This window comes from Clostridium tunisiense TJ, from assembly GCF_000300195.1.
In the GTDB taxonomy this organism is placed as follows: domain Bacteria; phylum Bacillota; class Clostridia; order Clostridiales; family Clostridiaceae; genus Clostridium_J; species Clostridium_J tunisiense.
Window position 1 is genome coordinate 183,074 of sequence record NZ_AMQH01000006.1, and the last position, 14,388, is coordinate 197,461.

General features: G+C 30.8%; 15 protein-coding genes. All 15 read right to left on the reverse strand.

Going from position 1 to position 14,388, the window contains the following annotated elements:
- Positions 1-9: 9 nt before the first annotated feature.
- Complete coding sequence (gene mreC / locus C661_RS0106300; protein ID WP_017414469.1) at positions 10-855, reverse strand: rod shape-determining protein MreC; 846 nt, start codon at positions 853-855, stop codon at positions 10-12.
- 2 nt (positions 856-857) lie between these two features.
- Positions 858-1,868 (reverse strand): rod shape-determining protein, encoded by a 1,011-nt coding sequence (locus C661_RS0106305; protein ID WP_017414470.1) that lies wholly within the window; start codon positions 1,866-1,868, stop codon positions 858-860.
- Positions 1,869-1,887: 19 nt separating this feature from the next.
- Positions 1,888-2,574: a RadC family protein gene (gene radC, locus C661_RS0106310; RefSeq protein ID WP_017414471.1), complete on the reverse strand. Its 687-nt coding sequence runs from the start codon at positions 2,572-2,574 to the stop codon at positions 1,888-1,890.
- 12 nt (positions 2,575-2,586) lie between these two features.
- Entirely contained in the window at positions 2,587-3,162 is a 576-nt protein-coding gene (locus C661_RS0106315) for a Maf-like protein (RefSeq protein WP_017414472.1), read from the reverse strand.
- A 10-nt stretch (positions 3,163-3,172) separates the two neighbouring features.
- Complete coding sequence (locus C661_RS0106320) at positions 3,173-3,433, reverse strand: DUF4321 domain-containing protein (RefSeq protein WP_017414473.1); 261 nt, start codon at positions 3,431-3,433, stop codon at positions 3,173-3,175.
- 272 nt (positions 3,434-3,705) lie between these two features.
- Positions 3,706-4,413 carry an SPOR domain-containing protein gene (locus C661_RS0106325; RefSeq protein WP_017414474.1) on the reverse strand — a complete coding sequence of 236 codons (708 nt, stop codon included), beginning with the start codon at positions 4,411-4,413 and terminating at the stop codon, positions 3,706-3,708.
- Between the two features lie 151 nt (positions 4,414-4,564).
- A complete protein-coding gene (locus tag C661_RS0106330) occupies positions 4,565-4,957 on the reverse strand; it encodes a hypothetical protein (protein WP_017414475.1) in 393 nt (130 codons plus the stop codon).
- Between the two features lie 93 nt (positions 4,958-5,050).
- Complete coding sequence (locus tag C661_RS0106335) at positions 5,051-6,004, reverse strand: tyrosine-type recombinase/integrase (protein ID WP_100218793.1); 954 nt, start codon at positions 6,002-6,004, stop codon at positions 5,051-5,053.
- Between the two features lie 628 nt (positions 6,005-6,632).
- Positions 6,633-6,893, reverse strand: coding sequence for an HPr family phosphocarrier protein (locus C661_RS0106340; protein WP_017414477.1), 261 nt, complete (start codon positions 6,891-6,893; stop codon positions 6,633-6,635).
- A gap of 31 nt (positions 6,894-6,924) precedes the next feature.
- Positions 6,925-8,118, reverse strand: a complete 1,194-nt coding sequence (locus C661_RS0106345; RefSeq protein ID WP_017414478.1) for a pyridoxal phosphate-dependent aminotransferase — start codon at positions 8,116-8,118, stop codon at positions 6,925-6,927.
- Between the two features lie 466 nt (positions 8,119-8,584).
- Complete coding sequence (locus C661_RS0106350; protein ID WP_017414479.1) at positions 8,585-8,845, reverse strand: stage V sporulation protein S; 261 nt, start codon at positions 8,843-8,845, stop codon at positions 8,585-8,587.
- Positions 8,846-9,040: 195 nt separating this feature from the next.
- Positions 9,041-10,591: a ribonuclease Y gene (gene rny, locus C661_RS0106355; RefSeq protein ID WP_017414480.1), complete on the reverse strand. Its 1,551-nt coding sequence runs from the start codon at positions 10,589-10,591 to the stop codon at positions 9,041-9,043.
- A 653-nt stretch (positions 10,592-11,244) separates the two neighbouring features.
- A complete protein-coding gene (gene recA / locus C661_RS0106360; protein WP_017414481.1) occupies positions 11,245-12,288 on the reverse strand; it encodes a recombinase RecA in 1,044 nt (347 codons plus the stop codon).
- Positions 12,289-12,462: 174 nt separating this feature from the next.
- Complete coding sequence (gene pgsA, locus C661_RS0106365; protein ID WP_017414482.1) at positions 12,463-13,005, reverse strand: CDP-diacylglycerol--glycerol-3-phosphate 3-phosphatidyltransferase; 543 nt, start codon at positions 13,003-13,005, stop codon at positions 12,463-12,465.
- A 38-nt stretch (positions 13,006-13,043) separates the two neighbouring features.
- Positions 13,044-14,381: a 30S ribosomal protein S12 methylthiotransferase RimO gene (gene rimO / locus C661_RS0106370; protein WP_017414483.1), complete on the reverse strand. Its 1,338-nt coding sequence runs from the start codon at positions 14,379-14,381 to the stop codon at positions 13,044-13,046.
- Positions 14,382-14,388: the final 7 nt, after the last annotated feature.

Consider the following 14,388-nt stretch of genomic DNA (forward strand, 5'->3'; position numbering starts at 1 on the left):
ATTATACCCCTAATACTTAACATCACGAGTTTCTTTAGGTACCACAATTATGAGTTGTTCTAACTTATTGAAATCAACACTAGGCTTAATTATAGCATTTTTAACTACAGCTGCTTTGTCTTCTTCAACTTCTAAAACTTCTCCAATTTTGATACCTTTAGGGTAAACCCCTCCAAGACCTGAGGTTAATATAGTATCCCCTTTAGAAACTTGTGACTTAATTGATAATCCAGTAATTTGAGCTAAAAATTTGTCTTCATTCCCTTTATATCCTTTAACTATTCCATCACTTTCTTGAGTACTTAATACATATCCTGCCACAGCAATATTTTCATTACACAAAGATTGAACTATGGCCCAATTATCACCAACTGACGTGACCTGCCCAACTAATCCTTCCCCAGTAATTGCAACCATGCCTTTTTGGATACCTACATTTTTCCCTTTGTTAATTACATAACCGTCTAAAAAATTAGATCCACTTATACCTACAATATCACAACCAATATAGTTATATTCATTTCTTAAATCAGTAAAGTTAAGCATTCCCCTTAACCTTTGATTTTCTTGTTCAAGCAACACATTTTGAGTCGATTTATTTTCAAGCTCACTATTCTTACTTTTGAGTTCTTCATTTTCCTTTTTTATATCATTGACATTAAAAATAAAGCTTAATGAGTTTTTAACACTATTTCCTACTTTATAAAACAATCCCTGAATAGGATTTAGAGTAGCTCCTACTCCATTTTCCACTAAAGACACATTTTCCTTTTGAACAGAATAGCCAATTAAGAATAAAAAGCATACTGACAGTATAATCACTATTACTGCCAGTTTGTTTTTAATGTTCTTCATTTTTATCTTCTCTTACTCATCACATCTACGTTGTCTAAGGCTTTACCAGCCCCTATAGCCACACAATCAAGTGGGATTTCAGCTATGTTAACAGGCATATGTGTTTCGTGGTTAATTAATTTATCTAATCCTTTTAGAAGAGCTCCGCCTCCAGTTAGCATGATACCTTTATCCATAATATCTGCTGCTAGTTCTGGTGGTGTTTTTTCAAGGGTAGTTTTAATGGAATCTATAATAGCCGCTATAGGCTCACTTAGTGCTTCTCTTACTTCTGATTCAGTTATTTCTATAACCTTTGGAAGACCTGTAACTAAATCTCTTCCCCTAATTTCCATTGTATTATCTGGTTCACCTAAGTCAAAAGCTGAACCCAACTCTATTTTTATAGCTTCTGATGTTCTTTCACCAATCATTAGGTTATATTGTTTTTTAATATATGCAATAATAGAAGTATCAAGTTCATCACCTGCTACTCTTAAAGATTTACTAGTTACAATTCCTCCAAGAGATATAATTGCAACTTCTGTAGTTCCCCCGCCAATATCTACTACCATACTTCCTGTAGGTTCATTAACTGGAAGACCTGCTCCTATAGCTGCTGCCATTGGCTCTTCCATTAAGAATGCCTCTCTTGCACCTGCACTTTTTGTAGCCTCTTCGATAGCTCTTTTTTCTACTTCAGTTACTCCTGATGGGAAACATACTACTATTCTAGGACTTTTAAATGCATTTTTAGCCCCAACTTTATCTATAAAATGTCTTAACATCTTTTCAGTAACATCAAAATCAGCAATAACTCCATCTTTCATTGGTCTAATGGCTACGATGTTCCCTGGCGTTCTACCAATCATCTGTTTAGCTTCATTACCCACTGCAAGAACTTTTCCTGTATTTTTATTTATTGCCACCACCGAAGGTTCTCTAAGCACTATACCTTTTCCTTTAACATAAACTAATGTATTAGCTGTTCCTAAATCTATTCCCATATCTCTTGACTTTGCAAATAATCCCATAAAAAAATTCTCCTTCCTATTATAAGACACCTTTTTCTTTTAAACTAACATAGATGCCATTCCCAATTATAATGTGATCTAAAACCTCTATTCCAATGAGTTTTCCACACTCTTTTAGCCTACTAGTAATACCTATATCTTCCTTACTAGGAGTTGGATCTCCTGAAGGATGATTGTGACAAACTATGATTGAAGCACTACTACATTTAATTGCTTCAATGAATACTTCTCTTGGATGAACTATTGAGCTATTTAAACTACCTACAGATATATCTACAGACTTTATTATCACATTTTTAGTGTTAAGCATGATAAGCTTTAGATATTCTTTCTTTAAATATCTCATGTCTTCCATCACATAATCTACAATGTCCTTTGGTTGTTTAATTTTAATATCTTCTCCTGACTTAAAAGACTTAAAACGTCTCGAAAGCTCTGAAAGAGCTATGAGTTGAGTAGCCTTAGCTTCTCCAATACCTTTTAAATCTTGAAGGTCCTGTATATTAGAACTTAACAATCCATTTATGCCTCCACATTGAGAAAGTATTCGATTGCTTAAATTTAAAATATTCTCAGATTTGCTTCCTGTCCTTAATATTATGGCTAAAAGCTCACCATTTGATAAGCTATCAGCACCATATCTTAACATCTTTTCTCTTGGTCTTTCATTTTTTGGTAAATCCATAAGTTTAATTTTTTCTTCCATTTTAAAACTCCTTTAAAGATTTACCCCCATCTCCTTAAGCATTAAATATAATTTATTTATAGACAATCCCACTACGTTGTAATAGCATCCATTTATTCTTTCAACAAAGATAGCTCCATTATCTTGTATGCCATAGGCTCCAGCTTTATCAAAAGGCTCTCCTGATTTTATGTATTCACTAATGATTTCATCGTTAAGTTCCATAAATTTCACTTCTGTGCAAATACAGCTTTTTTTCACTTCCCTAGTGATATTATTTATTATAACAATACTAGAATAAACATAATGGACATTATTGCTCAGCATTCTCAGCATAGAAAAAGCTTCTTTTTCATCTTTGGGCTTTCCTAGCACTTTGCCATTATAAAATACAATAGTGTCACACCCAATAACTAGTGCTTCACCATTTACTTGTTCTAATACATCATTTACTTTTTCTTCAGCTAATATACAAACATAATCACAGGGATTTCCATGAAATTTCACAGTACTTTCATCGAAATTACTTGCTAAAACCTGAAAATTTTTAGTTAACTTCCCTAAAAGTTGTTGTCTTCTTGGAGATGCTGATGCCAATACAATATTCATAGTCTCACTCCTATAGTTTTCTAAATAATATTATTGCCAAAACTATACCAATAATAGACATAAAATTAATATTAAAGTTAAATCCGAAAGCTAATTCTATAACTTTTAAATCTAATAGTAAAGGACTTTTAAGCCCTATGGAATAAGCCTTTCCTAAGAAATTCAGTCCACTAAAATTGTTTGCTAAAATTTCCCCAATAAAACTTCCTGAAATGGCTCCCAATAATATACCAAAAACATACTCTTTGGCTTTTATATCTCCATTTCTCATTGCATATCCCCCATTTTAAAATTGAAATACATATACATTTTTATCTTATATAGTTTAACACTTAACATTTGCATATACAAGGCTATAACTTATTTTTTAAAAATTTTTTATTATTTTGTTATTTATTAGTAATTTTTGTATTAATTTATTTTACATTAATACTTTTATTAGCAACATATGTAAAATAACGCTAAACTTAATTTATGTTTTTTAAATTACTTTGAAAAAATATAAAAAGTGTTCATAACTGAACACTTTCTTAATTCCTCATATTATTTCTTAAATTGTTTTATTTTATCATAAGTAATACTTATGATTTCAGAAACTTTTGTTTTATCTACTTCTTCTGGCAACCCTTTAATATACTCCTTTAACTCAACAACATCCTTATAGTGTTTTTTATCTTCTTCTATGGCCTGTAAAGAACTTGCCCAAGTTTTTAACTCATTAGTCTTAACTCCCTTTATATTCTGTTCAGAGGCTTTATTAACTATTTTGAAATTTGCTTCAATTATTTGACACAGCTCCCCTGTAGATAAGTCATCATAATATACATCAATCACCGATTTAGTAGTGTTAATCCCTTTTTCTTTAAGCATGTTATAAACAGGCTCCCACTGTTCTTTAGAGTATACTCCAAAATACACCCTGAATAACTCTCCCTCTTGCACGATAAAGGGACTTCCTAAAGGTTCTACAGTCTTTCTTAAAGCTTCTGCATTTTCTTTTACTTTAAATACTCCGCACTGCAATAAATAAAACTGATGATTTGGCTCTCCTTTATTTTCACCTTGTTCTTTATTTGTCTTTTCATTACTTTCAACTGTCTTTGCATCTAGTTTACCTTCAGAACCTTTATTAAACATAAAGGATAAGCCTGTCCCTAAAAGTAATGCCGTTAAAAGAGTTATAACTAAATATAAAAAGAAACTCCCCTTACTCTTCCGCTTTTGCTTTATATTATATCTTGTGTACTTCATTTTATCACCCCAACCTTTTAATCAAATTACAAAGGATTTATTGTAATTCTATAATAATCTTTATTATACTAGCTAAAATTTTATGATAAAAACTCTTCGACATAGTTTTTAAAAAAATAAGTAGAGGTTTGTTTTCCTCTACTTAACATTCCTACTCACAATACATAAGAGTTAATCTTATTATTCTTCTTACAAGTCTTCTGGCCCTCTCATAAGGTATTCCATTTCGCTCCAGAAATCTGAAAATTCCTGGATTATTTTTTTCCATCCTTGTAAGAATTAAATCTACTCGAGAATAATTATCCTCATAATATTCATCTTCTATGTTAATAAGCCTATTGCCTATAAATGGAGAAGCTCCACTTACTGAAAAACTTCTTTGCATAGGACTTATTAAATTATTCATTGGCATCATTCCCATCATACAGCACATAGACATAAATTCCTTCATTTCTTCCGGAATAGCTGTATTATCCATAGGGGCCATGGGAACAAATTCATACTCTTCATAGATAATTTCATCTTTGTCCTTTTGAATATCCATATTATACCTCCATTTTATTTCCTCCATAAAATGTATGCATATAGATTTAAATAAATTCTTTTTTGTTTATTCTCAAGGTAATGCAATGATTATCTACAGTAATTCAATTACATCCCCAGCATTTTCCTTAAGTTTATCTATAGAGTGTATGTATCTATTAGTGGTAGATATATTCTTGTGTGCGGCAAACTCTCTTACTTTTTCAATGGTTACCCCTTTTGTTATTGCTATAGTTATTGCTGTATGTCTAGTGGAATGAACTCTTAACTTTTTATTTATATTCGCTTCTTTGCATACTCTTTTTATCATGTAATTTAAAGTGCTTGGATCAAGTTTTTCTTTATTTTGACCATTAAGAGAATGTCCAATAAACAAATAGCTCTCCTTATTGTTTTCAAAACTTCTCTCACTACATAATACATATTCATGGATAAGCTCCTTTACCTTTTGTTGAATCTTTACTATATCTGCTTTATTTCCCTTTCTTATAACTTTTATCACATCATATTGTCCATAAGTTATAATATCCTTAAGCTTTATATTAATTATTTCTGATTTTCTTAATGCAGTTGTTAATGCTAAAGATAACAAAGCTTTATTCCTTAGTCCTAGAATTGTAGAGGTGTTAATACTGCTTAACAGTATCTTACATTCTTCTTCTGTTAGAAACTCTGTTTCATTGTTATTTATAGTTGGTTTTTCTTCTTTTAAGTTGCCAAAAGGGTTAAACTTTATGATTTGAAACCCACTATAATTATCTGCATATTTCATCAACCACTTGTATAATGCACTAAGAGAAGATACTTTTCTATTAATAGTAGCAGAAGCTAGTCCCTTAGCTTCTAATTCCATAATAAAGTCTTGAGCATGAAAAATATTCACTCTAATAATATCTTCAATTGTAATGTCCTCTATATCATTAACCTTAAAAAAGTCTTTTATATCTCTTTCATAGCTTAGGCTCGTGTATTTGCTTTTTAATGCTCTAATTTCTAGAAAGTATCTAATAAAATGTTTATTTCTAAATACTTCTAAACCCTTGCTCAATGTGTCATAATTAACAATTTCAGTATTCACTATATCACCCTTAAATTTTATAAATTCTGTCTAAAAATAGGCTCAAGATTAAAATTCATTTTACTAACTCTAAAAACCCTAGTGTGACCATGGTAAGTTAAGGTATAAATCTACTGCTGCCCTTGGTTCTCTATATTAAAATTCCCGCAGCTTTTAGACTCTAAAATAAACTCGTTCCTATAATTACAAATTTAAATAACACTTTGACTTTTTACCTATCCTAATACCTTACGCAACCCATCCCTTTAATTATACACTAAGTCTTTAAAAATATAAGAGTAGTCATTATTTTTAAAGACTTAATGTCTCTTAGGAAGGTTCATGCTTAAGCTGTAATAGCTACCAATTAAAACTACTGAATTTCAGTAAAAATTTAAAAGACACTTATATTAAATCAACAAATTAACGCCAATAAGATATACATCAACTAAATACAAATTATACCTTAAATGAACTGCTACCTTTATTTCATTACACAAAACAATGGCTTAAATTTTATGTGAAAAACAAAATAGGCTATAACACCAATTATTTTTTAGTGTTATAACCTAAACTTTTAGAGTTCTATTAAACTAATTTGGATAACTCTAACCTGAGATTAACCTTCAAAGCTCTCAATTAACTCTACAATTTCTTTTAAAGCTGCATTCTCATCTGAACCTTTAGTGCTTAGTATTATATTAGCACCTTTGCTTATGCCTAATGATAGAATACCAATTAAACTTTTTGCATTTGCGCTCTTTCCTTTATGTTCAATTTTTATGTCGCATTTAAAACGTGTTGCTTTTTGAACTAAAAGAGTCGCTGGTCTAGCATGAAGCCCTTGAGTATTTTTTATTTCCATTTCTTTCGATACCATAATGTATCACCTCATCTTCTTTGGTGAATTTTTATTTTACTAAATTAACAAACTTTTCTATTCTATCTAATCCATTTTTGATATTTTCCATTGAAGTTGCATAAGATAGTCTTATAAAATTATCTACTCCAAATGCAATTCCTGGAATTACAGCAACTTTTTCTTTTTCTAGTAATAGATCACTAAAAGTTAAGGAATCTTTAATTACTTTTCCCTCTATCTCTTTGTTTAAAACCTTGGAAATATTAACCATTACATAGAAAGCACCTTCTGGTTTTACACAAGAAAGATTGTTTATAGAGTTAATCCTATCTACCATAAAATCTCTTCTTTCTTTAAATTCCTTCTTCATGTTTTCAACTTCGCTTTGATCTCCCTTTAATGCTTCTACTGATGCATATTGAGAAATTGAGCATGGGTTTGAAGTTGTATGACTTTGTATATTAGACATTAACGAAGTGATTTTTTCGCTTGCAGCAGCATAACCAATTCTCCAACCAGTCATTGCATAAGCTTTTGACACACCATTAATTACTATAGTTCTATTATATGCATCTTCATTTAAGCTTGCAATTGATATATGTCCTTCATTTCCATATAATAACTCTTCATATATTTCATCTGAAATTATAAATAAGTCCTTTTCCTTTGCAAAATTTGCTAATAACTCTAATTCATTTTTTGTATAAACTGTACCTGTTGGATTATTAGGGCTATTAATGATTATAGCTTTTGTATTTTCAGTAACAACTTTCTCTAATTCCTCTACAGTTAATTTAAATGAATTACTTTCCTCTGATTGAGCAAATACTGGAACTCCATCAGCAAGCTGAATTAATTCTGGATAACTTACCCAGTAAGGAACTCCAACAATAACTTCATCCCCTGGATTTAAAATTGCTTGAAAAACATTAGCTAAGCATTGCTTTGCGCCAGTAGAAATAATGATTTGAGAAGTTTTATAAGTTAAGTTATTATCTTTTTTAAACTTTTCAACTATAGCTTCTTTTAATTCTATTATTCCCGAAGCTGCTGTATATCTTGTAAGTCCTTGCTCAATAGCTTTTATAGCTGCTTGTTGAATATTTTTTGGAGTATTAAAATCTGGTTCTCCAGCTCCAAATCCTATAACATCAATTCCCTCGGCTTTCATTTTTTTAGCTTTTGCTGTAATTGCTAAAGTTAGAGATGGTGATATTTGCATAGCTTTTTTTGATAACATCATATTTAGTACCCCCAAATTTATATATTTTATAAAACTGAAATATTAAATTTCAAATCTATATAATTATTTTTTATTTAATCCTTATTTTTTATTACTATAATTCTTAATAATTTAAAATCAATTGTTTTTTTTGATTTGTAGGGAATAAAAATCAAGACTTAGTTTGCAAATACACCTAGCTTAATTTTGTTAAAACTTTTATCCATAAGGAAATAAGTTTCAAACTATTTATCCCTATATAATACGAGATTTTACCATAAACACTATTGAACTATATGTTAAAGTTTAAATTTAATTAACATTTGAATAAAAAGCTTCAACCTTTCATAAAAAGAAAGTTTGACTTCACATTTATAATATAGCATTTATTAATTACAGTGTAAACCTTTAAAGTATATTTTTCACAAGTTTTACAAAAAGTAAAGAACTCTTTTAAGAGTTCTTTACTTTTATATATCTATAATAACTATTTAGGTTGAACAATTAATCTAATGGCTGTTCTTTCTTCACCATCAATCTCAATATCAGTAAATGCTGGTATACAAACTAGGTCTACTCCACTTGGAGCAACGAATCCCCTTGCAATAGCAACAGCTTTAATAGCTTGATTAATTGCACCTGCTCCAATTGCTTGAATTTCCGCTCCGCCTTTTTCTCTTAAAACCCCTGCTAATGCACCTGCTACAGAATTTGGACTTGATTTTGCTGAAACTTTTAATACCTCCATAAATAAACCTCCTAAGTTAAACTTTATCATTGCAATATAGTAATTCTACAAAAAACACGAAAATCCTCTTAAAATATTTTAATTAATTTTGAAAATTGAATTTTTTTACTTTATTCACCTATTAAAAAATCTTCCTAAATCTTAGTATCGCTACTAAAATTCAAGAAGATTTGTTGTTTGCAAAGTTATTATTTTCTATTTGGCATATTCTATTGAACGTGTTTCTCTAATTACATTTACTTTGATTTGACCCGGATACTCAAGTTCACTTTCTATTCTCTTCACAATATCCCTTGCCACTTCAACAGCGCCTGCATCATTGATTTCTTCTGGTTTAATCATAATTCTAATTTCTCTTCCAGCCTGAATGGCATATGACTTTTCTACGCCTTCATATGAGTTTGCAATTTCTTCTAGTTTCTCTAGTCTCTTAATATAAGCTTCTAAAGTTTCTCTTCTAGCACCTGGTCTTGCTGCAGATATAGCATCTGCTGCCTGAACAAGTATTGCTTCTAAAGACTGCATTTCCATATCACCGTGGTGAGCTCCTATAGCATTTACAACCATTGGCGATTCATGATATTTCTTAGCAATTTCTGCTCCAATTAGTGCGTGTGGTCCTTCCACTTCATGGTCAACAGCCTTACCTATATCATGTAATAGTCCTGCTCTTTTTGCTAAAGTTGGATCAATTCCAAGCTCTGAAGCCATTAATCCTGCTAAATAAGATACTTCGATAGAATGTTTCAATACATTTTGACCGTAACTTGTTCTGTATTTAAGTCTACCCAACAATCTAACTATCTCAATGTGTAACCCATGTATACCAGTTTCAAAGGTGGCTTGTTCGCCCTCTTCTCTAATATCATTTTCAACATCCTTCTTAGCTTTTTCAACCATTTCTTCGATTCTTGCTGGATGTATTCTTCCATCTACTATTAACTTCTCTAAAGCGATTCTTGCAACTTCTCTTCTTATAGGATCAAATCCTGAAAGAATTACTGCTTCAGGAGTATCATCAATTATTAAATCTACCCCAGTTAAGGTTTCAAGAGCTCTAATATTTCTACCCTCTCTTCCAATAATCCTTCCCTTCATTTCATCATTAGGAAGGGAAACAACATGTACTGTTGATTCTGCAACATGATCTGCTGCACATCTTTGGATAGCGTATGTTATAATCTCTCTAGCCTTTTTATCTGCCTCTTCTTTAGCTTTTGATTCTAATTCCTTAATCATCATTGCAGTTTCATGTTTAATTTCTTTTTTCACTTCATCTAATAAAACTTGTTTTGCCTCATCAGATGTAAGACCTGATAGTCTCTCTAATTCTTGTCTTTGTTTAGTATACAATTCTTGTATACCTGCCTCTAATATTTCAACCTCTTGTTGCTTTTTATTTAATGATTCTTCTTTTTTCTCAAGAACTGTACTTTTTTTATCTAAAGATTCTTCTCTTTGAATTATTCTTCTTTCAAGCCTTTGGATTTCTGTTCTTCTCTCTCTTGATTCTTTTTCAAAATCATTCCTTAGTCTATGAACTTCTTCCTTAGCTTCAAGAATTGCCTCTTTCTTTTTTGATTCGGCGTCTTTTTTTCCTTCTTCAATAATTCTCTTTGCCTCGTCTTCAGATTTAGCTATATTAGCTTGAGATATATTTTTTCTTGTATAAATAACAACAAAAATTCCAATTAAAATAACAACGAAAATTGCTCCTACTAATAAAATAGTCGTGCCCATTTCCATTTAATCAACACCTCCTTTGCTTATTCCATAATATCTATTTGCAATAAATTGAAAGCTAGAAAAGGTGTCATACTTATTCAATTGGTAGCAATTATATTATGCTAAACCAGTATTTGTATTTATTTTATATTAATTTCTCATTAATGTCAAGGTAGTTGCCAAATAGTACATTAAACTTACATGATGTTCTACATTAATTCTGCACAAATTTTACAATTATTATACTTGTATATAATTAAAACTATTTTTCCCTTTATCAAATGTCACTTAATGAAAAAATATGTAGTTCATTAAATTAACTCTTTACCTCATTTAATTGAGCTTTTATATATTTATCAAAGCCTTCAAAACTAGCACCAAAACCCACATTTTCTTTAATATATTTCAACATAAATTCTTACGGCTTTTCACAAAGCACAAAAAAACTTCTCTGAACAGTAAAAAAACAGCTATAAACCATATACTTACAACTGTTTTTAAACCAAATTATAAACTTTTTATGTTTACTTTATTAATATACTTAATAATGAACAAGTTCATTTTGTTAAACTATTTTTGAAGGAGATTTCTCTCCCTAAAGTTTATGTTTCATTCCTTACCTCTCACTTAAAGAGGGTAGGAAAATTAACCTTGTAAAGTGTAGCTACATCAAATTACTCTTCAGTAGCTTTACTGCTTTCCCCTGCTTTAGCTGCAGTTTCTTTATATAAAGGTAGATTATACTTTTCTCTTATTTTATTTTCAATTTCTAATCTAATTTCAGGATTTTCTTTAAAGAAGGTTTTAGCATTTTCTCTTCCTTGTCCTAGTCTTACATCTCCATAAGAGAACCACGCACCACTTTTTTGAACAATTTCTTCTTTAACAGCTATATCAAGAACATCTCCTTCTCTAGAAATACCTTGACCATACATTATATCGAATTCAGCTTGTTTGAATGGTGGTGCAACTTTATTTTTTGTAATTTTTACTTTTGTTCTGTTTCCAAGGAACTCTTCCCCTTGCTTTATAGTATCAACCTTTCTTACATCCATTCTTACTGATGCATAGAATTTAAGTGCTCTTCCTCCTGGAGTGGTCTCTGGACTTCCAAACATTACTCCAACCTTTTCTCTTAATTGATTGATAAATACAGTAACACACTTAGATTTATTGATTGCACCTGCAAGTTTTCTTAAAGCTTGAGACATTAATCTAGCTTGAAGTCCTATATGAGAATCTCCCATTTCTCCCTCAATTTCTGCTTTTGGAACTAGTGCAGCAACAGAGTCTACTATTATTACATCTATTGCACCTGAGCGCACCAATGCTTCAGCAATTTCAAGTCCTTGCTCTCCTGTATCTGGTTGAGATACAATTAAATTATCTATGTCAACTCCCAATGCTTTTGCATATACAGGGTCTAGTGCATGTTCAGCATCTATAAAAGCTGCAGTTCCACCAGCCTTTTGAGCCTCGGCTACAATATGCAATGCTACTGTTGTTTTACCTGATGATTCTGGTCCAAATATTTCTATGATTCTACCTTTTGGAACTCCCCCTATTCCTAATCCTATATCTAGTCCTAAACACCCTGTAGAAATAGCATCTAAAGTCATAACACTATTTTCTCCAAGTTTCATTATAGAACCTTTACCAAATTGTTTCTCTATTTGACCCATTGCGGCTTCCAATGCTTTTAATTTTTCACTATTCATATACTTTCCCCTAAGGGTTCACCATCCTTCCGATTGTCGAACATTAGTTCTATTTAATTATATAATAAAGTTGTCCTTAGGTCAACTATATAATGACTTTAATTATAATAAGAAGTTCCTACTAAATCAGTAGGAACCTCTTATTATATTTGACACTTTTTTAAATTTTAATCATTACTTGTCTGTTCTTATTACACTTTTATTTTTAACGAAATAATCCACTCCAGAAACTATAGTTATAACTACAGATAACCCTATAGAAATTGTTGTGATTAACTTTAACCATCCTAGAGGATAACTTAAATAAACTAATCCTACTATTATAGCCAATATTTGAACTACAGTCTTTGCTTTTCCCCAATTACTAGCAGCTATAACTAAACCTTCTGAAGCTGCCAGAGTTCTTAATCCAGATACCGCAAACTCCCTAGCAATTATTATCATAGCTACCCATCCAAAAATAACATCTCTTTCTACTAACGTTATTAATGCAGAGGTCACTAATAATTTATCTGCTAGAGGGTCCATGAATTTACCAAAATTGGTAATTTGATTTCTAGACCTCGCAATATATCCATCTAATTTATCTGTAATAGATGCAGCTATAAATATAACTGTTGCAATTACAGTTCCAGCTGGACTATTTAATGCAATAAAAATTAAGAATATAGGTACTAACAGCATTCTTAGTACGGTAAGTTTGTTAGCAAGATTCATTATACACATCTCCTACTTCCAATTTAATACTTATTTATCTATTTATTAGTATTGTTAACAACCTCTCCAATAAGATCATATTCTAACGCGTCAACAATCTTAACATTTATAAATTCTCCCATATTAATAATTTTATCACATTTTATAAAAATTTCACCATCTATTTCTGGCGACATTTCATAATTTCTTCCAATGTACTCTCCTGGTTGCTTTTCTTCTACTAAAACTTCGTAAATTCTTCCAACCTTTTTCTTGTTTACTTCAGCAGAAATACCTTGTTGTAAAGCCATAAGCTTGTGGTATCTTTCCTCTTTTATTTCTTCATCTATTTGATTTCCCATTTCAGCTGCTGCTGTGCCTTCTTCTTGAGAATACATAAATACTCCTAGTTTATCAAACTTTACAGTTCTTGCAAACTCTAAAAGTTCATTGAAGTTTTCCTCTGTTTCTCCTGGAAAACCTACAATAATTGAAGTTCTAAGTACCACATTAGGAATTGCTCTTCTTAACTTTTCTATATTTTCTAAAATAATTGCTTTTCTTCCTCTTCTTTTCATAGCTCTTAAAATATCATCACTAATATGTTGAACAGGTATGTCTACATATTTGCACACTTTGTCATTGCTAGCAAATTCATCAATAATCTCATCAGTTAACTCTTCTGCATAGCAATATAATACTCTAATCCACTTAATACTCTTTATCTTTGAGAGTTCTTGAAGAAGTACATGAAGTTTTTGTCCTTCATATATATCTATACCATAATTAGTGGTATCTTGAGCCACTAAAATTACTTCCTTATATCCGTTTATTGCAAGCTCTTTCGCTTCTGCTACGATATCTTCAATAGTTCTACTTCTATATTTTCCTCTTATCTTTGGAATAGCACAGTAAGCACATTGATAATTACAACCCTCAGAAATTCTTATATAGGCAGTAGTTCCTCCAGTAGTAACTATTCTTTTTCCTGAGTTTATGTTTGAATCACTGTAATTTGTGTAACAGCTCTTCTCCCCTTTATCTAAAGCTCTTTCTATGGCTTCATTTAGCTTGTCATAGTCGTTAACACCTAGAATTATATCTAACTCTGGAATAAGTTCTAAAAGTTCATTTCCATATCTTTGAGTCAAACATCCTGTAGCAACTAAGACCTTACATTGGTTATTTTCTTTATATCTAGACATTTCTAATATTGTGTCTATGGATTCTTGTTTAGATGTTTCTATAAATCCACAGGTATTAATTAATATCACATCAGCATTTTCTGGCTCATTAACTACTTCATAGGTTTCTTTTAAATTTCCTATAATGATTTCTGAGTCAATTCTATTTTTATCGCAACCTAAATTAACTACTCCTACCTTTAACTTACTCACTAGTTAT

Coding starts and splice junctions, on each gene's coding strand:
- rny (WP_017414480.1), bottom strand. CDS start 10,591: ATGGAAATGGGCACGACTATTTTATTAGTAGGAGCAATTTTCGTTGTT.
- radC (WP_017414471.1), bottom strand. CDS start 2,574: ATGGAAGAAAAAATTAAACTTATGGATTTACCAAAAAATGAAAGACCA.
- C661_RS0106340 (WP_017414477.1), bottom strand. CDS start 6,893: ATGGTATCGAAAGAAATGGAAATAAAAAATACTCAAGGGCTTCATGCT.
- C661_RS0106305 (WP_017414470.1), bottom strand. CDS start 1,868: ATGGGATTATTTGCAAAGTCAAGAGATATGGGAATAGATTTAGGAACA.
- C661_RS0106320 (WP_017414473.1), bottom strand. CDS start 3,433: ATGAGAAATGGAGATATAAAAGCCAAAGAGTATGTTTTTGGTATATTA.
- C661_RS0106330 (WP_017414475.1), bottom strand. CDS start 4,957: ATGGATATTCAAAAGGACAAAGATGAAATTATCTATGAAGAGTATGAA.
- C661_RS0106315 (WP_017414472.1), bottom strand. CDS start 3,162: ATGAATATTGTATTGGCATCAGCATCTCCAAGAAGACAACAACTTTTA.
- mreC (WP_017414469.1), bottom strand. CDS start 855: ATGAAGAACATTAAAAACAAACTGGCAGTAATAGTGATTATACTGTCA.
- C661_RS0106325 (WP_017414474.1), bottom strand. CDS start 4,413: ATGAAGTACACAAGATATAATATAAAGCAAAAGCGGAAGAGTAAGGGG.
- pgsA (WP_017414482.1), bottom strand. CDS start 13,005: ATGAATCTTGCTAACAAACTTACCGTACTAAGAATGCTGTTAGTACCT.
- C661_RS0106345 (WP_017414478.1), bottom strand. CDS start 8,118: ATGATGTTATCAAAAAAAGCTATGCAAATATCACCATCTCTAACTTTA.
- C661_RS0106350 (WP_017414479.1), bottom strand. CDS start 8,845: ATGGAGGTATTAAAAGTTTCAGCAAAATCAAGTCCAAATTCTGTAGCA.
- recA (WP_017414481.1), bottom strand. CDS start 12,288: ATGAATAGTGAAAAATTAAAAGCATTGGAAGCCGCAATGGGTCAAATA.